The following is an 18,738-nucleotide window of genomic DNA, read 5'->3' as shown; positions in this document are numbered from 1 at the left end:
AAAGCGATAGTCCCAGGAGGCCTACTTCCAACAGCGCTACCTCCATGCGCCATCACATGCTGCGGCCGGCGCGTGCCGCCGTCGTAATACCTGCCCGAGGACTCTGGTTCGCCCCTCATCCCAGGCATATACTGGCCGGGCCTTATGGGCCCAATATCAGTGAATTCTCACGGTTCGGCATTTCGACGCCGGCGACAGTCATAGCGCAGGCGCGCAGCTTTCCCGATTCGACAGACACCGGCGGATGGACAGTCATGAGACGGTTCCTTGCACTTTCGATTGCTGTTGCGCTGGCCTGCACTGTCATCGCCGGACTGGGCTCCCGTACTGCCCGGGCTGCGGCCGGACTGTGCGTGGGGGCACCTCCCGCCGACGGCACCGTATACGGGGAGACCCGGCAGTTCGTGGACACCCAGGCGTGGTGGGTGCCGGACATTGACCAGGCCAACAACTCCATCACCAACACCGGCCATGTGCATCTGGGGGCGTGCCTACCTGAGCGCGAAACGATCAGTTCGGGCAACCTCACCGTGAAAGTGAGGGTGATTCTCCACGAAAACCCTGGCAAGGCGAACTACGTCTCCATGGTGTTCGTAACCCCCGACAGCGAAAGCGCCGTTCAGAAGTGCTACCTGCGGGCTTCTGCACCGGACTTCACCTGCCCCGGCCCGTCCAGCACAGGCAAAGGCGACTTCGTGTGCACCGGCACCTGCGAGCGCTGGCTGACGTTCTCGGTCCCAATATCGAAATTCAAGAATGCAGGCCTGCAGGAGGTCCATTTTCGCGCGTTTGTCCCGGAGCCGGACGGCAACGAAATGCGGGCCAGCGTCAACTTTCAAGCGGACATCCAAAACGGAAAGTCCCGGTCCGACTTCTCAAAGTACACCTTTCTGCGTGGCAAGGGCTGGTACACACATGCCGGGTACTGTGAGGCCTCATTCCGGAGCATTCCCCTTCCCGACGGCTCGGTATCGGGCATCTGGAAGCCGGCAGTGGGCCTGACCACCCACCCCAATGATTCACTCCCGGCGAGCCACTCCTTCATCTCGATCGACCCCGACTTCCACGCAGCTCCGGCCAACCCGGGACTGGTCCTTTGGGACTCCGCAGGCCCATACGGACCCGAGCCCTTCGGGGCGGCCCCCATCGCGATCGACACCAGGACCCTGGCCAACGGCGTCCATAAGCTGCACCTCCGGACCTCATGCCGGGACGACAAACTGGGATCGACCAACTCCGGCGTGACCGTGGTTCCCTTCACGGTGGTCAACTGACGGCACCCTCGGCTCCAACGGCGTCGCGCTTTGCGTCCGGCAAAGCTCTCCGGTGACGTTGGAGACACAGCTCGCCGGGTTCCGTTTGCCGCCGGCCTGGCCCCGCTTCGGTGACCGCCCGGCCGCCAGCGCGTCCGTCATCTCGTCCCGGTTCTGGCCCAAGGCCTCGGCAGCGGAGTAGAGGTACCACCCTGCGCCCCCACTGCGACGCTCGTTACTTGGTGCGCCCTCTTCTCCGACGCTCTATCACTTGATGTGCCCTTTGCCCAGACGCTCGCGACGGTTCTATCAGTACAAGGTTCCATGAGTACAAGGTTCCCTGAGCTGAACCATGGTTGACAGATGGGCGGTATATTAGGAATTTTTTGCGCAAGTTCGGCGAGCGCCCTGGTGCTGTACTTCCAAAAACCGACCTAAATGTTTCCACCATCGCTCCGCAATGCAGCCAACACGGATCAGCGGAGATTCCGCTGGACAAGGCAACGCCGGTAACTAGGAGCGATCTAATCCCACGTGTCCTCGGGATAAGCTTCTAAACTCGGACGGTTCTGGTAAATCGGATCCAGCTCGTTGTGACGACTTACGCCACAGACTTGGCACGCGAGAGCTAAATCCTCGGAGCAATCGTCCACGCGGAGGCCAGAGCCAACTAACCCTCCGGCGTGGACGTGGCAAAGGGCAGTCTCCGGTATAGCAATGAGCTGGTCTGTCACGACTGCAAACATCTTCAATTTAGCCTCGCTAGGATTGTGGACGAAATCATCATTTTGCGATCCGATGTGAAGGCCAGCGTAGCCTCCCTTGATTCAAAGACCGTCTGCGGTCGTCAAGTTTTTGAGACAGGTCGTTGTTGTTGTTGGTTAGGCGGCCAGGGGTTTCTGGGCGCTGGCTTGGTGGTTGGTGTGGGCGGTGGCTGGTGGGACGCCGCCGGCTCTGCGGTTGGGCCGGCGGCGGTTGTACCAGCCTTCGATGTAGCCCATGACGGCGCTCCTGGCGGCGAGCCGGGAGCCGAAGCGGTGGTGGTGGTAGAACTCGGTTTTGAGGTGGGAGAAGAAGTTCTCGGCAACTGCGTTGTCCCAGCAGACCCCGACCTTGCCCATGGACTGGGTGAGCCTGTGAGTGCCGCACCAGGTCTGGAATTCGTCGGAGGTGTACTGGGTGCCGCGGTCGGAGTGGAAGACCACAGAGTGCTCGTTGAGGCGGCCGTGGTTCCGGGCCATCTGCAGGGCCGCGGTGCACAGGCTGGCGCGCATGTGTTCGGCCATGGCCCAGCCGATGACCATCCCGGAGAACAGGTCGATGACGGTGGCCAGGTAGAGCCAGCCCTCGCCGGTGCGCAGGTAGGTGATGTCGCCGACCAGCCGGGTCCCGGGCACGCTGGAGGTGAAGTCGCGTTTGCCCTGGCCATCAAGCATGTGGTTTTCGATGTGGGCGGTCTTGGCCTGGGGGTCCTGGACCGTGGTCCGTTTCCAGGCCTGGGTGCGGATGGCACGCAGGCCGTTCTCACGCATGATGGCCCCGACGGTCGGGGCCGAGACCTTGGTCCCGGCCGCGTTCAGCAGCAACGTCAGCTGATCCCGCCCGGCGCGGCCCTCTTCCTTCTCGTACAGGCCGGTCACCGCACTGGTCAGGTCCTCATGCCGCACGGCGCGCGGTGAGGGCCTGGCGGGGTTGCGCCACCGGTAGAACGAGGCCCGGGAGACCTTCAGCGCCCGGCACAGCCACACCACGGAATGGTTGGCCTTCTCCGCTTCGATAAACTCGTAGAAGTCCTCTACTTTTGCTTCGCGGCAAAGAAGGCGCTGACTTTTCCCAGGAACTCAACCTCAGCCCTCAGCCGGGCGTTCTCGGCCAAGGCCTTTTGGTGCTCGTCCCACGCCACCGGGCCCCGGTCCTCAGGTGCAACAGAAGCGTTTGGTTGACGTTCCCGATGCCGGTGAAGCCAGTTCCCCAGCGTGCTTTCCTTCACCCCGATCTCCTCAGCGACCTGCTTCACCGAACGGTTCGTGGACAAAACCAGCCGCACTGCTTCCTCACGGAAAGCGGCATCATATTTCCTTCTGGGCGTAGTCATCTGAAGCGAAGCTCCCATCAAGCTGTCTCAGAAAACCATACGGCCGCAGTCCTCTGTTCACCTTACAAAAAGTTTTTGTAAGCCCAGCCGCGTTGCAATTCCGATTACAAAACTTTCTACCTCGTTTGCCTTGCATCCGCCTTAAAAGACTGCAAAGCAAAACTGCCAGGTGCACAGTGATCGAGGTAATTCCAGCTTTGGGAACCGCGCGGAGCTGAAACCTGCATACGCCTAACCAACCCTCATGCGGCCCTGGGTAACCCAGGCTGGAGAGCCTATCTCCCCTAGGCTGCCAGGTACCGGTAGACGGTCGCCCGCGAGACTCCGAGCATTTTGCCTATGTCACTCGCGTTGAGCCCCTTGGCTTTGAGAGCTACAGCGCGCACAGCGGCTGCGTCGTCGATCTTTCGGGGACGACCGCCGTGGCGGTTGTTTTTAGCAGCCGCTGCCAGGCCTGCGCGCGTGCGTTCCACAAGGGTGTCCCGCTCCAGCTGAGCGAAAGCCGCCATAATCGTCAGCATGGCTGTCCCCATAGGGCCGTTTGTATCGAGGCCCTCCGTCAGCGAACGGAACCCGACATCCCGTTTTCGCAGTTCCTCAACATCCTCAAGTACGTGACGGGTGTTGCGCCCGAGCCGATCCAACTTCCACACAGTCAGTACGTCGCCGCTCTCCAGACAGACTGGAAGTGAGGCAGCCACTGCACTACCAACCCGTAAATATCGCCTCCGCCGCCACCATGCAAGCCCTACACGGAGACGTACAACACGGAAACCAGCACCTGGCTCCGTGCCCTCTAGTTAGACCGAGGAAGGACCTCACCTAAACAGGTAAGGTCCTTCCTTTTTGCTGTTGGTGAGACTGTCAACCTCCTAAGACAGGGTCTTCAGACTTGTAGGCCGTTCGGTACAGCTCGGCGTAACGGCCTTCAGCGGCCAGGAGTTCAGGGTGGGTGCCGCGCTCCACAATCCGGCCGTCCTCCACCACCAGGATCGCGTCAGCCGCACGGATGGTGGACAGACGGTGGGCAATGACGACGGCGGTGCGCCCCTCGAGTGCCACGCCCAAGGCAGCCTGCACTGCCGCCTCATTGGTGGAGTCCAGCGCGGCGGTTGCCTCATCGAGGATGACCACGCGGGGCTGGGAGATGAGCAGCCGCGCGATGGTGAGCCGCTGGCGTTCACCGCCGGAGAGCCGGTAGCCGCGTTCACCCACCACTGTGTCCAGCCCGTCGGGCAGGGAGCGGACCATGGCTTCAAGCCGCGCCTGCCGGATGACCTCCCACATGTCCTCCTCGGTGGCTTCCGGCTGTGCGAGCCGGAGGTTGGAGGCGATGGTTTCGTGGAAGAGATGGCCATCCTGCGTCACCATGCCCAGTGTGTCCCGCAGTGAGTCAAAGGTGGCGTCACGCAGGTCCAGCCCGGTCCCGGGAGCGGTTCCGCCCAGGCGCACGGCGCCCGAGTCCACGTCGTAGAGCCGGGCCAGCAGCTGGGCGACGGTCGATTTCCCAGCCCCCGAGGAGCCCACGAGCGCCACGGTCTGGCCGGGTTCAACACGGAAGCTGATGCCGTGCAGCACTTCCTCCCCGCCGCGGGTGTCCAGGGTGGACACCTCCTCCAGGGAGGCCAGCGAGACCTTGTCCGCGGCGGGGTAAGCGAACCGGACGTCGTCGAACTCCACGGCCACCGGGCCCGGCGGAACAGGCACGGCGTCCGGCTTTTGCTGGATCAGGGGTTTGAGGTCCAGGATCTCAAAAACGCGTTCAAAGCTGACCAGGGCGCTCATGATCTCAACCCTGGCGTTGGACAGGGCCGTGAGCGGGGCGTACAGGCGGGTGAGCAGCAGCGCCAGGACCACCACGTCGCCGGGTGCGAGCTGGCCGGTGATCGCCAGCCACCCGCCCAGCCCGTACACCAGGGCGAGGGCCAGCGCGGAGACCAGTGTCAGGGCCGTCACGAAGGTGAACTGCAGCATGGCGGTCCGGACGCCGATGTTGCGGACGCGGCCTGCGCGGACGGCGAATTCCCGGGACTCCTCGTCGGGGCGGCCGAAGAGTTTGACCAGCGTGGCGCCCGGCGCCGAAAAGCGTTCGGTCATCTGCGTGCCCATGGCGGCGTTGTGCTCCGCTGCCTCGCGCCGCAGGTCCGCCAGCCTGGATCCCATCCGCCGGGCCGGGATGAGGAAGACGGGCAGCAGGATCATCGCCAGGACTGTCACCTGCCAGGAGGTGCCCAGCATTACGATCAGGGTGAGGATCAGGGCCACCACGTTGCTGACCACTCCGGAAAGTGTGCCGGCGAATGCTGACTGCGCCCCGATGACGTCGTTGTTGAGCCGGCTGACCAGGGCTCCGGTCCGGGTGCGGGTGAAGAATGCGATGGGCATCTTCTGCACGTGGTCAAAGACACGCGTGCGAAGGTCCACAATGACCCCTTCGCCGATGGTGGAGGAAAGCCAGCGGTTGACCAGGCCCACCCCTGCCTCGGCGATGGCGACGACGGCGATGAGCACCGCAAGCCGGAGCACCTCGCCGGCGCCGGCCTTGGCCACGATGGCGTCCACCACCTGTCCCGCAAGGACGGGAGTGGCCACGGCCAGGAAGGCCATCACGATCGAGAGCGCCACGAAGGCCAGCAGCTTGCCGCGGTGCGGGCGGGCGAAGGCCAGGACCCGTTTCAGGGTTTCTTTGGAGAACGGCTTGGAACCGCTCTTGGCCCGGGTGATCTTGTGCAGGGAGTTCCAGGCAACGCCTTCCATGCTCATAGCTGCTGCTCCGCGCTCACGTTACTGCCCATACTGTCGTTTCCGTTCAAATGCTGCTGCCGATGCGCTGCTCGGTGACCGTCCCGTTGTCCACATTCCAACGTACATCCAGCCGCACGTTTTCCAGCAGCCTCCGGTCGTGCGTCACCAGCAGGAGGGCGCCGTCGTAGCTTTCAAGTGCCTCCTCGAGCTGTTCGATGGCCGGGAGGTCAAGGTGGTTGGTGGGCTCATCCAGGACAAGGAGGTTCACCCCGCGCGCCTGCAGCAGGGCCAGGGCGGCCCTGGTCCGTTCGCCCGGCGACAGCGAGTCGACGGTACGGGCAGTGTGGTCCGCCTTGAGGCCGAACTTGGCCAGCAGTGTACGGACATCGGCCGCGTTCAGGTCCACCAGTACGGCCTCGACGGCGTCAGCCAGGGCAAGGTGGCCTGCAAGCAGCCCGCGGGCCTGGTCGATCTCGCCGATGGCCACCGAAGCGCCCATGGCAGCACTGCCGGACTCCGGTGCGAGGTCACCCAAAAGAAGGCGCAGCAGGGTGGACTTGCCGGCGCCGTTGGGGCCGGTGATGCCGATCCGCTCCCCCGCATTGAGCTGCAGGTTCACCGGGCCGAGGGTAAAGCTGCCCTGCCGCACCACGGCGTCGCGGAGGGTGGCCACCACGGCGCTTGAGCGCGGCGCCTTGCCGATGGAGAACTGGAGCTGCCATTCCTTCCGGGGCTCCTCCACCGCGTCCAGCCGGGCGATCCGCGATTCCATCTGCCGCACCTTCTGGGCCTGCTTCTCGGAGGACTCGGTGCTGGCGGCGCGGCGGATCTTGTCGTTGTCCGGGTTCTTCTTCATGGCGTTCCGGACGCCCTGCGAGCTCCATTCCCGCTGCGTCCTTGCCCGTGACACCAGGTCCGCCTTGGTGGCGGCGAACTCCTCATATTTTTCGCGCGCGTGGCGCCGTGCCACGGCACGTTCTTCGAGGAAGGCGTCATAGCCGCCGTCGTAAACGGCCACGGAGTTCTGCGCCAGGTCCAGTTCCACCACGGTGGTGACGCAGCGGCCCAGGAACTCCCTGTCGTGGCTCACAAGGACCACCCCGCCGCGCAGTCCGCGGACAAAGTCCTCGAGTTTCGCGAGTCCGGCGAGGTCAAGATCGTTCGTGGGCTCGTCCAGGAGGACGACGTCGAACCGGCTGAGCAGCAGTGCCGCGAGAGCCACGCGCGCTGCCTGGCCGCCTGACAAACCTGTCATTTCGGCGTCCGCCCCGGTGTCCATGCCCAGATCGGCCAGGACGGCGGGGATGCGGTCATCGAGGTCCGCAGCGCCGGAGGCCATCCAGCGGTCGAAAGCCCGCGCGTAGGCGTCATCGGCACCGGGCGCGCCGGAACCAAGCGCCTCTGCCGTGGATTCCATTTCTGCCGTGGCCTCGGCGCAGCCGGTCCGCCGGGCTATGTACGCGGCAACTGATTCCCCGGGAACCCGCTCGTGCTCCTGGGGCAGCCAGCCCACGAACGCGTCGGCGGGAGCGAGGCTGACGTTCCCGTCCTGCGGCTGGTCGACGCCGGCCAGCAGGCGGAGCAGGGTGGATTTGCCGGCGCCGTTGGCACCCACCACACCAACAACATCACCGGGGGCGACGGTGAGGGAAAGCTGGGAAAAGAGCAGCCGGTGGTCGTGGCCGCCGGAAACATCCTTCGCAACAAGGGTCGCAGTCATGGGGTCCATCCTTTTTCACCGGAGCGCGCAGCAGGTCTGGGCGCCTTTCGGCCCGCAAAGCCTCGCGCATTCCGGCAGGAGGACGGCGCCCGGAGCCCGGACATAAAAGAACCCGCTGGTCCGGACTTGGGGGGTGTACGGACCAACGGGCTCGACCATCAAGCATAGCCGAAACACGCGGGCGGGTAAAATCGGCACGATGACGGCAGGCTAAAATCGACAAACCATCCGTTCTCCAGAGAGCCCTTCATGACCCTCCCCGCCAAGGCGTTCCAGCGCTGGCTGCAAGGCATTGCGCCGGATGCCAGTACTGCAGACGTCTGCAGGATTTCCGGGATCAAGCGGACCACGCTGGCCCAGCAGCTGGTCCGTGGAAAAGTCTCCGTCAGCACCCTGGTCAGCATCAGCCGCGCGTACAGGATCAACCCGGTGGCGGCCCTGGCTGACTTCGAACCGTATCGGGAACTGGCCGTTCCCCAGCAGCCGCCTACGCGCTGCGAGCTGGTAAGCCAGATTTCAACTGCCGACCTCCTCCGCGCCTTGTTGTCACGCCCGGCGATGGACCCTGCCGGGCAACCGGGCGATAAGCGGCCGCCACTGTCGCCGGCACCGCACGCCACGTCCGTCAAGAACTGGGTTGATGCCATTGACGACGGCGAAGTGCGGCACCGGGTTTCCGCCGCTACCGGCATCGCACCGCAGAACTATTCCGCCCAGTTGTCCGCCAACCGGCTGTCAGCTGGACTGGCGGTTGCCACGGCCCGGGCGGCAGGTGTTGGACTGACAGACGGACTGGTGGCCACAGGGCTGATTACGGAGGAAGAGGCAGGCTGGCCTCCCGACGCGCGACAGGCGGCATTGGACAGCCTGTCCGACGGCGACCTCGCGGTTCTGGCCGGCGACAGGCTGCAGGCACTGGGCAAGGTGCTGCGGCGCCAGGAGCAGGACCAAGCGCAGACGGAAAAGATTTGGGAGAACCTGGGATGATCGAAACGCTTCAGTGGTCAACGCTGGCCATCTGTGGCCTGATTGCCGCAGCCCGGGTGCCCAGCGCCGTCCGGGGAGAAAACAGGTCGCTTTTCTATATCTTTGCCCTGCTGACCATGGCCATCCTTTTGAGCATCGAGGCTCCCTACATCGCCGTTGACACGGCTTTGGGCGGCGTCAACCTGGCCAACCTGCTGCTGCGCTTCATCATTTTTGCCGCCATCTACTTTGTTGGAGTCCGGGTCACCCGCGGTTTCGGTGCCGACCATGCTTACCGGCTCATCACCGGAAAAGCCGGCATGGCTGTCCTGCTGGCAGTTTCCCTGGCAATGTCGCTGCTGTTCTTCCAGATGGACACTGCCGGCACTTCTGCGGGGTTGTGGGCAACCTCAGGCAAAAGCGAGCGCAACTTCATCCTGGTGGAGTACTACGGAGCGGCTGGCCGCGCCTATCCCTCCTACGTTTCCCTGGTACTTCTGCCGGCCATGGTTCGGGCAGTGGGCAGCAGGCTCCCCATACTGGTGCGGCTCGCCGCCGGGCTTTTGGCAGTAGGCGGAGTGGCAATTGCCGTGACCCTGCTGTTCCCTGTCGTGCCGCCGGAGTGGGTCGCTTTGGAGTTCATCGTCAATTACACAGCGGTGCTCTGCTTCGTCGTCGGCCTGGCGTTGATTTGGGCCGCCAGGGTGAGGAACGGCAAGAGCTTTAAGCCGAAAAGGACATCTACCGAAACGTAACCTTTGGGGCTTTCACAAAAACATTAGAATGTGAGACAATCATGAATGTGTGAAGGTGGGAGCGCCGGACGTTTACGAACGGGGTTACTTTCTTGAACGATTTTGGCTCCCGGGGGCCTTTGCACGCTTTGGGGGGATGAGTGGTGGCGGCCGTTGGGGACCGCCCCCACTCAGCCATTTAAGGCCCTTTCTGCTCTTTTCCTGGAACCGTGGCCAAAGCCGTGGCTAAGCCGGTGTCCCAGGCAGAGCACGAACAAACCGCAAGGTAACCAGCTGGAACGGCCGCAGGAGCATTTCCGCCCCCTCCGGCCCCGCTTCGACGCCGGGCGCCTGCACGGGGCGCTCCAGCAGATCGACGGCGCCGACCCGCTGAACCGGGAAGTTCGCTGAGAGCCGCCCAGCGGAGCGTTGCCCCAGGGACTCGTACAACCGGACCACCACGTCCCCGGAACCGTCCTCAGCGAGCTTTACCGCCTCGATGACCAGGGCTGGATTGGAGAGGGAAAACAGCGGCTCCACAGGTGCAGCGCCGGCGACCAGCCTCGGAGCAAGGTTCGTCCGGTAGCCTTCCTGGACGGCATCGGCGATGCCGGCACCAGGCCGGATAGTGACTGTGAGCTCGTGCTGGCCACGGTCCGCGTCCGGATCCGGGAACTTCGGGGCGCGCAGCAGTGACATACGCACTGTGGTGGTGGTGCCGCCGTCGGCCTCCCTGATGCTCCTGGTGACGTCGTGGCCGTAGGTGGACGAGTTCGAAACAGCGACGCCGTAGCCCGGCTCCCCCACGTGGATCCAGCGGTGCGCACAGATTTCGAACTTCGCCGCTTCCCAGGACGTGTTGGTATGCGTGGCGCGGAAAACATGCCCGAACTGCGTCTCCGCCGCGGACCGGTCCGCCCTGACATCCAGTGCGAAGCCAAGCTTCAGCAGTTTTTCCCGCTCCTGCCAGTCCACCGACGTGGTGATGGAGAGGGAGGGGCTTCCGGCAGCAAGGCTGATGCGCTGGGTGATGGCGGAGCATCCTGCCACCCGCTCCACCACAACAGCGGCTTCGCCGTCGCTCTCCTCGAGCCGCACCGACTCCGCGCACGTCAATGGTGTGACGTTGCGGCGGTAAAACCCGTCAATGTCCCAGGCGTCCCACTCGTTGGGGGTGTCACGGTGCAGTTCCAGCAGGTTGCCGCGCTCCCCGGGGGCAATTGCCTCGCGTCCGCTGGCGTAGTCCCGAAGCGAGGTGAGCAAGCCGTCCGCGTCCAGGGCTGCCCGGATGATGCCGTTGTCCAGAACGAAGCCGCCGTCCCGGGCGGCAGCACGGGCCGGCAGTGGCGACGCCACTGGCTCGCCCGCGGCCAGCGCCGGCACCCCGTCGCGGGCGTGTGGCGCCGCGTTCAGCAGGAACTGCCGTTTTCCGCTGCCAAGCACGGCCCTGGCAGCCTGCGCGATCAGCGTTTCGAGGGCAGCTTCGATGGCCTGGTAATTGCGTTCGGCGTCCTGGTGGACCCAGGCGATGGAACTGCCCGGAAGGATGTCATGGAACTGCTGCAACAGCACCAGCCGCCAGAGCCTCTTGAGCTCGGCAGCGGGGTAGCTAAACGAGCCCCCTGTCCGGACTGTAGCGGTTGCGCACCACAGTTCCGCCTCGCGCAGCAGGTGTTCGCTGCGCCGGTTGCCCTTCTTGGTCCTGGCCTGGCTGGTGTAGGTTCCGCGGTGCAGTTCCAGGTACATCTCGCCCACCCACACCGGCAGGGAGGAATAGTCGTCCTCCGCCTGCCGGAAGAAGCTCTCCGCGGTTCCGATCCGAACCTTCGGGGAGCCTTCGAGGTCCGCCGTCCGGGCGGCGGCCGCAAGCATCTCCCTGGTAGGGCCGCCGCCGCCGTCGCCATAGCCGAACGGCACGAGCGACACCGTTCCCCGGCCGTGATCACGGTAGTTCCGCTCGGCGTGGGCCAGTTCGAGTCCGCTGAGCTGGGAATTGTAGGTGTCCACCGGCGGGAAGTGGGTGAAGATCCTGGTGCCGTCGATTCCCTCCCAGTTGAAGGTATGGTGCGGCATCCTGTTGGTCTGGTTCCAGGAGATCTTTTGGGTGAGGAACCACCGGCTGCCGGCGGACTTAACGATCTGCGGGAGGGCCGCGGAGTATCCAAAGGAGTCCGGCAACCAGGCTTCCCGGCAGTCCACTCCGAATTCGGCCAGGAAGAAGCCTTTCCCCTCCACGAACTGCCGTGCCATGGCTTCGCCGCCGGGCATGTTGGTGTCCGATTCCACCCACATGCCGCCAACAGGTACGAACTGCCCCGCCCGCACCTTTTCCCGGATCCGGCCGAAGAGCTCAGGGTAGAACTCCTTGATCCAGGCCAGCTGCTGGGCTGATGAACAGGAGAAAACGAAATCGGGGTATTCATCCATCAGGGCCACCACGTTCGAGAACGTCCTGGCACATTTGCGGATAGTCTCCCGCACGGGCCAAAGCCAGGCCGAGTCGATGTGGGCATGGCCTGTGGCAACGAGCTGGTGGGCGGAAGCATAGGCCGGCCTCGACATCACTTCGGCGAGCGCAGCGCGACCGGCTGCTGCGGTCCCGGCAACGTCGTCGGGATCCATCACGTCCATCATGCGCTCAAGGGCCCGGAGGATCTCGTGCCGCCGCGGAAGCTCCAGGGGCAGCTCCGCCATCAGCCCGGACAGGGTCCAGATGTCCTGCTGGAGTTCCCAGACGGTCTGGTTCAACTCCGCGATGGCGACAGTTCCCAGCCTGTACTGCGATGCGGCCCCGGCCGTTGCCTTGTCCCCGTACGGCGTGGGCGCGAAAGTCCAGCCTTGGGCCACATCGGGGTTGGCGGCGGCCTCCACATAGAAGTCCACCGCCATGCCGCCTCCCAGCAGCTTCAGCGGGATGTACTGGTTGCGGGGTGAGACCGCTTTGATGATGGTGCCGTCGGCGCGCCAGGCGATGCCCTCGCACTGGAAGCCGGGCACTTCGATGGTGAAGCCGAGGTCAACCACCACTTCAACGGTCGTGTCCGGTTCCGTGCCCCAGAACTCGGGGACTTCGCCCTGCAGGCGGAGCCACTTGGTACCCCAGGGCTTCCCCCACGGGGCGCCGTGTTCCTGCGGCTGGAATTTTTGCCGCATGGCTTCGAGGGCCGGCACCGGTTCGTCCGGCACGTCCCAACTGCTGAGCGTCAGGGGAAGGCTCCGGCTGTATACGGCGGGAGTGATGCGTTCGCGGATGAATCTTTCGAGGCGGACTTCCGTGATCCGGCGGTCGTCATGCAATGTTGGCCCTCTTCAGCGCTGGAAACATGGACCATAGTGTCCATTCAGTGGATAAAACCTACCCGCTGGTAGCTTACTCGCCCATCGCTGCGGATAACATCCCTGGAGTCTCTGGAAATAGTGGGCCTGGCGACGGATCCGTCAGGGCAGCGCAACGGATCCGTCAGGACCGCGCAGCGGCGGGGGCCTGGGCGACGGGCCTGACGATTCGGTGGTCCCCGGCATAGATGTTGAGGCTGGTTCCCCGGCTGAACCCGGCGAGGGTCAAGCCGCTTGCCTCTGCCAGTTCAACAGCAAGGCTGGAGGGAGCACTGACGGCGGCGAGCACCGGGATCCCCGCCAGGGCAGCCTTCTGCACAAGCTCGAAGGAGGCCCGCCCCGATACTTGGAGGACCGTTCCGCGAAGCGGCAGCAGCCCTTCGCGCAGGGCCCAGCCCACTACCTTGTCCACGGCATTGTGGCGCCCTACGTCCTCCCGGAGGCACAAAAGCTCCGGGTCGCCGTCGTCCTGGATCCTGAACAGCCCGGCCGCATGCACACCCCCCGTGTCCTCGAAAAGGCGCTGGGACTTCCTCAGCAGGCCCGGCAAGGATGCGAGGATCTCCGCGTCGATGGCCAGCGGATCCGCAGCCGGACTGTAGTGCGAGGACTTCTGGACGGACTCCACCGAATCGGTTCCGCAAATGCCGCAGGAGCTGGACGTATAGATGTGGCGGCCAATGGACGGAACAGTGACGTCAGGCCGCAACTGGACCTCAACCACATTGAAGGTCTGGACGCCGTTTTCATCCTCGCCGGCGCAGAAACGCAGCGACACGAGCTGCTCGGAGGTCCAAATGATGCCCTCCGACACCAGGAACCCGGCAACCAGGTCAAAGTCGTCGCCTGGCGTGCGCATGGTGACAGAGAAGGAGAGCTGGCCCAGCCGGATCTCCAGCGGCTCCTCCACGGCGAGGACATCCTCGCGGTGGCGTACCGGAAACTCGAGGGCCTTCGGAGAACCGTCGAGCACATACTTGTGCACCTTGCGGCGCTGGGTCACGCGGCCCATGTCCACCCCTGCCTTTTCATATGTCCATCATGACGACTGCCGGTGCGTGATGCCAGCGGGGCACGTCGGGCCGGAGGATCATCAGCCAAGAAGCGCGCTCCAGTCCACGGGGCCGGCGGCCGTCGTTTTGGCGGCCGGCCTGCCTGGCCGTGCCGCGTTCCTTGGCCTGGCTTTGCCGGCAGCAGCAGTGACCGGCGGGATGGGTGGCCCCCAGGGCAGCGCAAACGCCGGCACCAGTTCGCCGAGTTGGACACCGTGCGGCGGCACCACCATCACGCCGTCGGCCGACGCCAGGCCGCGCATCATGCCCGGCCCGGTGTGCTGGGCTGCAGATGCCATCCCGTAGAGGAGCCGGAACGGCATCAGCCGGGTGCGCCCGGGATCGGGTTCGATCGTGCTTCCGCAGGGCAGCTCCTGGATCCCGGGCAGGCTGCCGTGGCCGAGGGCGGCGAGCAGCGGCGCTCCTACGGTGCACAGCGCCATCATCGCGGCCAGGGGGTTCCCCGGTAGACCGAGCACAAAACGGCCATCCGGCAGTTCAGCCAGGACAGCGGGGTGGCCGGGCCGCATCGCAATCCCGTCGATGATGAGCCGCCCGCCCAGTTCCGCCACCGCGTCACGGAGATGGTCAGTGCCCGACCGTCCGGTCCCGCCTGTGGTGATGACGACGTCGGCCGGCAGGTCAGGAGCGCCCGGCGCCTCCGGCACCACGTCCTCCAGGGCGGCTAGCCACTCGTCGTAGGAGTCCCCGATCCTTTGCTGCCCCCCTGCTATTCCTCCCAGCATGCCGACGACGGCGGGCAACTGCGGACCGAACGTATCCCGCACCTGGCCGGGAGCAGGAACGCCCTGGCTCATCACCTCGCCACCGGTCAGCAGCAACCGGACCAGGGGTTTGCCCTGGACCTGCAACTCGTCGTAGCCGGCCAGGGCAGCCACTGCAAGATGGGCAGGGTTGAGTTCCGCTCCTGCCTTAACCAGGACGTCCCCCGCCAGCGCTTCCTCCCCGGCTTTCCGGATGTGCTGGCCGGTCCTCGGCTCGCCCGGCCTGGCGCTGCCCCCGGTCATCAGGACAGGCAGGCCGTCCTCGTCCTTGCTGACCACTGCGCTCTCGCTGCGCAGCACTGCTTTTGCGCCGGGAGGAATGAGTCCGCCGGTGACAATGGGACTGGCCTGATGTGGCGCCAGCCGGGTACCGGGCTCTGCCAGGATCCATGGCCCGGTTCCGTTCACTGCCCAGCCGTCCATAGCCGAGGACGCGTAGTGGGGCATGTCCTGCAACGCCACAATGTCCTGGTCCAGCCTGCGGCCCAGTGCCAGGTTCAGGGGAACCGGGCCGGCAGGAATCGGCGTGGCTGCGTCAAAAGCGGCCTGCCGCGCTTCCGCCCAGGTATGGTCCAGGTGCCCAGGCGCCTCAGGCAGGTCGGTTGAACTCCGTTCTTCCCCGGGTTCCGCAGTCATTCGCCGGGAGTCCCGGCGGCTTCAGCGTCGTAATCCGCAGCCAGGGAACGAGCCACAGCCAGGGCTCCTTCCATGGACGCGGCGTCGGTGCTGCGTCCGGACGCCGATGCCAGACCGGCCGCGTAGCCGGCGATGAAGGTAGTGAGCGGCGCCGCCGGCCGCACAACGGAGTGCGCAGCGACACCGGCGAGGGCGAGGATGGCGTTGACGTCCACCTGGACGTCTTCAAGCTCATAAGCCTGGAGCAGGGACCTGCACCATTCCTCCAGAGTTTCATCCTGGCTTTTCACGAACTGCCTCCCAATTTAGCTGCTGCCGCGCCGGTCCTGGCCCTCGTCCAGGCTTCCGGCGTCAATTCCCAGTGCGGCGGCATCATCCCAGGTATCCACATCGGCTGTGGAACCGGCGGGGACGGTGACAAGCTGCACGTCAAGACTAGCAAGGAGCGCCCGCATGGAGCCGTTGATTAAGGCGCCCCGGAAGGCCAGTTCCTCGGCGGCCCTTTTTAACCCGTCCGTGCGGTAAAACCCGGCGAGCTGCTGTGCCCTGCCGTCCTCGGCGCACGCGATGACTGCGTCAGCCCCGCACTCCCCCGACGCCAATGCTTCCGTCAGTGCCCGCACCGCAGCCGACACCCCAGGCATGTCGCACGCCAGAACCAGGGTGTAAATTCCTTCGCTTCCAGCCTGCGCGAGCGCCGCCAGGCCGGCAGCAACCGCGGCGGCGGGTCCGGCAAACTCCGGCTCCTCGCGGCAGGACAGCACACCCGGGGGGAGAGCGCCGGGGTCCGGACCAACCACTACCGTGCGGATCGCCCCGGAGGCCGCGGCAAGTGACCGCTGCAGGAGGGTGGCGCCCTGAAAGACCAACCCCTGCTTGGGTACACCGCCCAGCCGGGATGACCGGCCGCCAGCCAGGATCAGGGCGCTAAAGTCCAACCGCTCTTGCTCCACTCCCCCAGCCTAGCCCGGGGAGGCGGGGCATCCTGCCCGGGCAGCAGAATCAGGCAGCACGCTCGGGCAGCAGGAACGGGTCCCAAGCGGGCGTTGGCTTCTCGAGTTCCTTGATTTGCCAGATGGTGCCGTGTGGAGGTTCAGGCACGAACCGCAGCTTCCAGCCCATCTCCGCCGGGGTGTGGTCACCTTTGAGGTTGTTGCACCGCAGGCAGGCAGCCACCAGGTTCTCCCAGGATTCGGCACCCCCGCGTGATTTGGGGTGGACATGGTCGATGGTGTGGGCAGCTTTTCCGCAGTAAGCACACTTATGCCCGTCACGTCGCAGCACTCCCCTCCGGCTGACGGCGGTGGAGTGGTTGTATCTGGGACGGATGTAGCGGTTCAGGAGGATCACGGACGGGCGGCCCAGGATCTCCTGGGGGCCCACCACGGGATCGTCCCCTTCAGCCACAACGCTCGCTTTGCCCGTGAGCACAAGCACCAGCGCCCGGCGGAAAGTAATAACCGCCAGCGGTTCATATCCAGCATTCAGAACGAGAGTGCGCATGCACGTACCTCTTCACGGCCGCACCCGTCAGGGGCACGAGGGCCGGCTGCCCTCGGCATGTCCGGGCTATGGATCGACACCACAAGAGTAAACAAAGAAGTGCACTATCAGCTAATTGCTGTAACCGGGTTGCCGTGTCCGGCCCAAATTCGATGGAGCCCCGCAGCTGCCCCGGTAGTTAACCGACAGGACCCCTGCCGCAAGGGCAGGGGTCCTGTTCGGTGTTGATCAGCCACCCGTTCGGGGCTGGAGAATCACTAGCTGACGCGGATGAAGACCGGGCCGGAGCCAACGTTGGCGCTGAAGACAACAGTCTGGTTGCCGTTGTAGCCGCCATGCACTGCCTGTCCGTTTCCGGCGTAGACAGCGATGTGCGCCATGCCGGATCCGCCGTCGGCGTAGTAGAGCAGGTCACCCGGCTGGGCTTCGGCAGCGCTGACCGTGCGGCCCAGGGAAAGGTAGCCTGCAGGCCAGTCGTGGAAGTTGATGCCCACGGCGGCCAGGGAGTTGGTGACCAGCATGGTGCAGTCCTGCATTACGCCAAGCTGGGCGTAGGCGGCGGACAGAATGGCTGCACCCTTGCCGCTTGCCGAAGCGGGAGCTGCGGGGGCTGCTGCAGCCGGAGCCGTGGCGGTCACCTTCGCGACAGCGGCGGTCTTTGCGGCCGGAGCAGGAGCGGGAGCCGGAGCGGCTTCCTGGACCTCAACCTCGGGCTCCGGAGCTTCAACAACGGGAGCAGGCGTGGTGGTCACGGCAGGCTTCTCGAAGGAGATGGCAATGGTCGAAGCAGCCGAGATCGGAGCCTCAACCGTTGATTCAACTTCCAGCGTGGAGGCCGGAGCGGAATCACGCTGGACGTTGGCATCAGCAGCGTTGGCCGCGAGGCCGCTGGTCAGGACCAGGCCGGAAGCGGCTGCGATGACAGCTGCCTGGCGTCCTACGCCGCCGGCGTTGTCGCCGACAGCCTTGGCAATGATGGCGAGCGAGTTGGTTTTGGTGACCTCGGCGCGGTGCCGTGCGGTTGCACGAGTAGTCATCAGTTCTCTCTTTCGTTTGCCTTAGGCCGCATGTAGGCAGCCATAGGTGTTTGGACGCGCCGGCATCTTGGGGGTACGCCGGCACGCCCCGAACGGGGATGTGTGGTGATTTAGCGAAGAGCGTGTTTGGGCAAAGAAAAAGCCCTTGGACCGTGGGGTCGAAGAACTAGTTCATCGTGAAGAATGCGGAGGAGCCGGTAGCGGCTACCGAGTGCAGCAGCGTTCCCTGGGAGGGGTTCAGGGCGCTGATCATCATGCCGTTGCCGACGTAGATGCCGACGTGCGCGCCGCCGTTCTGCATGACCAGGTCACCCGGCTGCGGCGTGGAGGTGGGCTTCATTGCAGTCCACGCGTTGACACGGGGGATGCTGATCCCGGCCTGGGCGTAAACCCACTGGGTGAAGCCTGAGCAGTCCCAGCCGTTGGGGGTGGTGCCGCCCCAGACGTACGGGCGGCCGATGCCGGTGTAGGCGAGGCCGGCAATTCCGGAGGTGGAAGCGGAGGCTACTGTCTCTACGGCCTTTTCCGCAACGGACGCGGTGGAGGCAGTGGCAACACCCTCGTCATCGTCTGAGTCCGTCGACTGCGCAACTACCCGCTCAACAACGGGTGCCGGGGTGGTCGTAACCTCGGGGCGCTCGAAGGAAACCGTAGCCGTGGGTGCCGCCGTAACGGCCAGGACGGTCTCTGCGGATCCGGACTCCGTGGAAGCGGAGACACCAGCGGTGGTGTCCGCTGCGGTGGCCGGCAGGCCCATGGTCAGGATGAGTCCCGAGGCAGCTGCGATGACTGCAGCCTGGCGACCTACTGTCCCGGCATTGGCACTAACAGCCTTGGACATGGAGTCCAGGGGGTTGGTGCGAACCGTTTGCGCAC

General features: G+C 65.0%; 16 protein-coding genes. 4 read left to right on the top strand and 12 right to left on the bottom strand.

The window, feature by feature from the left end:
- The first annotated feature begins 254 nt into the window (after positions 1 to 254).
- Together M1D93_RS04985 and M1D93_RS04980 are read left to right on the top strand one after the other, a co-directional pair.
- On the top strand, positions 255 to 1,274 hold the full coding sequence (locus M1D93_RS04985) for a hypothetical protein (RefSeq protein WP_461174056.1): 1,020 nt from the start codon (positions 255 to 257) through the stop codon (positions 1,272 to 1,274).
- 52 nt (positions 1,275 to 1,326) lie between these two features.
- Complete coding sequence (locus tag M1D93_RS04980; protein WP_461174055.1) at positions 1,327 to 1,455, top strand: hypothetical protein; 129 nt, start codon at positions 1,327 to 1,329, stop codon at positions 1,453 to 1,455.
- 679 nt (positions 1,456 to 2,134) lie between these two features.
- On the opposite strand, the gene M1D93_RS04975 is transcribed toward M1D93_RS04980, so the two are convergent.
- The 4 genes from M1D93_RS04975 to M1D93_RS04960 form a co-directional block, all read right to left on the bottom strand.
- A protein-coding gene (locus M1D93_RS04975; protein ID WP_461173310.1) for an IS3 family transposase occupies positions 2,135 to 3,348 on the bottom strand; the annotation gives its coding sequence in 2 pieces (ribosomal slippage) (positions 2,135 to 3,087 and positions 3,087 to 3,348; 1,215 coding nt in all).
- A 284-nt stretch (positions 3,349 to 3,632) separates the two neighbouring features.
- The gene (locus tag M1D93_RS04970; protein ID WP_461174054.1) at positions 3,633 to 4,049 is read right to left on the bottom strand and encodes a recombinase family protein; all 417 of its coding nucleotides are present in this window, start codon (positions 4,047 to 4,049) and stop codon (positions 3,633 to 3,635) included.
- A gap of 163 nt (positions 4,050 to 4,212) precedes the next feature.
- Positions 4,213 to 6,111, bottom strand: coding sequence for an ABC transporter ATP-binding protein (locus tag M1D93_RS04965; protein ID WP_461174053.1), 1,899 nt, complete (start codon positions 6,109 to 6,111; stop codon positions 4,213 to 4,215).
- A gap of 46 nt (positions 6,112 to 6,157) precedes the next feature.
- On the bottom strand, positions 6,158 to 7,813 hold the full coding sequence (locus M1D93_RS04960; protein ID WP_461174052.1) for an ABC-F family ATP-binding cassette domain-containing protein: 1,656 nt from the start codon (positions 7,811 to 7,813) through the stop codon (positions 6,158 to 6,160).
- A gap of 249 nt (positions 7,814 to 8,062) precedes the next feature.
- Here M1D93_RS04960 and M1D93_RS04955 point away from each other — a divergent pair, with 249 nt between their 5' ends.
- Together M1D93_RS04955 and M1D93_RS04950 are read left to right on the top strand one after the other, a co-directional pair.
- Complete coding sequence (locus M1D93_RS04955; protein ID WP_461174051.1) at positions 8,063 to 8,800, top strand: hypothetical protein; 738 nt, start codon at positions 8,063 to 8,065, stop codon at positions 8,798 to 8,800.
- Positions 8,797 to 9,534 (top strand): hypothetical protein, encoded by a 738-nt coding sequence (locus M1D93_RS04950; RefSeq protein ID WP_461174050.1) that lies wholly within the window; start codon positions 8,797 to 8,799, stop codon positions 9,532 to 9,534. The genes M1D93_RS04955 and M1D93_RS04950 overlap by 4 nt, the downstream gene beginning before the upstream one ends.
- Before the next feature lie 225 nt (positions 9,535 to 9,759).
- Here M1D93_RS04950 and M1D93_RS04945 read toward each other — a convergent pair whose 3' ends face one another.
- The 8 genes from M1D93_RS04945 to M1D93_RS04910 form a co-directional block, all read right to left on the bottom strand.
- Positions 9,760 to 12,810 (bottom strand): alpha-mannosidase, encoded by a 3,051-nt coding sequence (locus M1D93_RS04945; RefSeq protein ID WP_461174049.1) that lies wholly within the window; start codon positions 12,808 to 12,810, stop codon positions 9,760 to 9,762.
- Between the two features lie 163 nt (positions 12,811 to 12,973).
- Positions 12,974 to 13,861, bottom strand: a complete 888-nt coding sequence (gene fdhD / locus M1D93_RS04940) for a formate dehydrogenase accessory sulfurtransferase FdhD (RefSeq protein ID WP_461174048.1) — start codon at positions 13,859 to 13,861, stop codon at positions 12,974 to 12,976.
- 81 nt (positions 13,862 to 13,942) lie between these two features.
- A complete protein-coding gene (locus tag M1D93_RS04935; RefSeq protein WP_461174047.1) occupies positions 13,943 to 15,322 on the bottom strand; it encodes a molybdopterin molybdotransferase MoeA in 1,380 nt (459 codons plus the stop codon).
- The gene (locus M1D93_RS04930) at positions 15,319 to 15,612 is read right to left on the bottom strand and encodes a DUF6457 domain-containing protein (RefSeq protein WP_461174046.1); all 294 of its coding nucleotides are present in this window, start codon (positions 15,610 to 15,612) and stop codon (positions 15,319 to 15,321) included. Before M1D93_RS04930 ends, M1D93_RS04935 begins: the two co-directional genes overlap by 4 nt.
- A 15-nt stretch (positions 15,613 to 15,627) precedes the next feature.
- Positions 15,628 to 16,275 (bottom strand): molybdenum cofactor guanylyltransferase, encoded by a 648-nt coding sequence (gene mobA, locus M1D93_RS04925; protein WP_461174045.1) that lies wholly within the window; start codon positions 16,273 to 16,275, stop codon positions 15,628 to 15,630.
- Positions 16,276 to 16,324: 49 nt separating this feature from the next.
- Positions 16,325 to 16,825 carry an HNH endonuclease gene (locus M1D93_RS04920; RefSeq protein ID WP_461174044.1) on the bottom strand — a complete coding sequence of 167 codons (501 nt, stop codon included), beginning with the start codon at positions 16,823 to 16,825 and terminating at the stop codon, positions 16,325 to 16,327.
- Between the two features lie 257 nt (positions 16,826 to 17,082).
- The gene (locus tag M1D93_RS04915; protein ID WP_461174043.1) at positions 17,083 to 17,862 is read right to left on the bottom strand and encodes an NlpC/P60 family protein; all 780 of its coding nucleotides are present in this window, start codon (positions 17,860 to 17,862) and stop codon (positions 17,083 to 17,085) included.
- Between the two features lie 166 nt (positions 17,863 to 18,028).
- Positions 18,029 to 18,703 carry a C40 family peptidase gene (locus M1D93_RS04910; RefSeq protein WP_461174042.1) on the bottom strand — a complete coding sequence of 225 codons (675 nt, stop codon included), beginning with the start codon at positions 18,701 to 18,703 and terminating at the stop codon, positions 18,029 to 18,031.
- Positions 18,704 to 18,738 lie beyond the last annotated feature (35 nt).

This window comes from Arthrobacter sp. Z1-9, from assembly GCF_054792695.1.
Note: the sequence above shows the minus strand (reverse complement) of the source record. Positions and strands in the feature narration are given on the sequence as shown.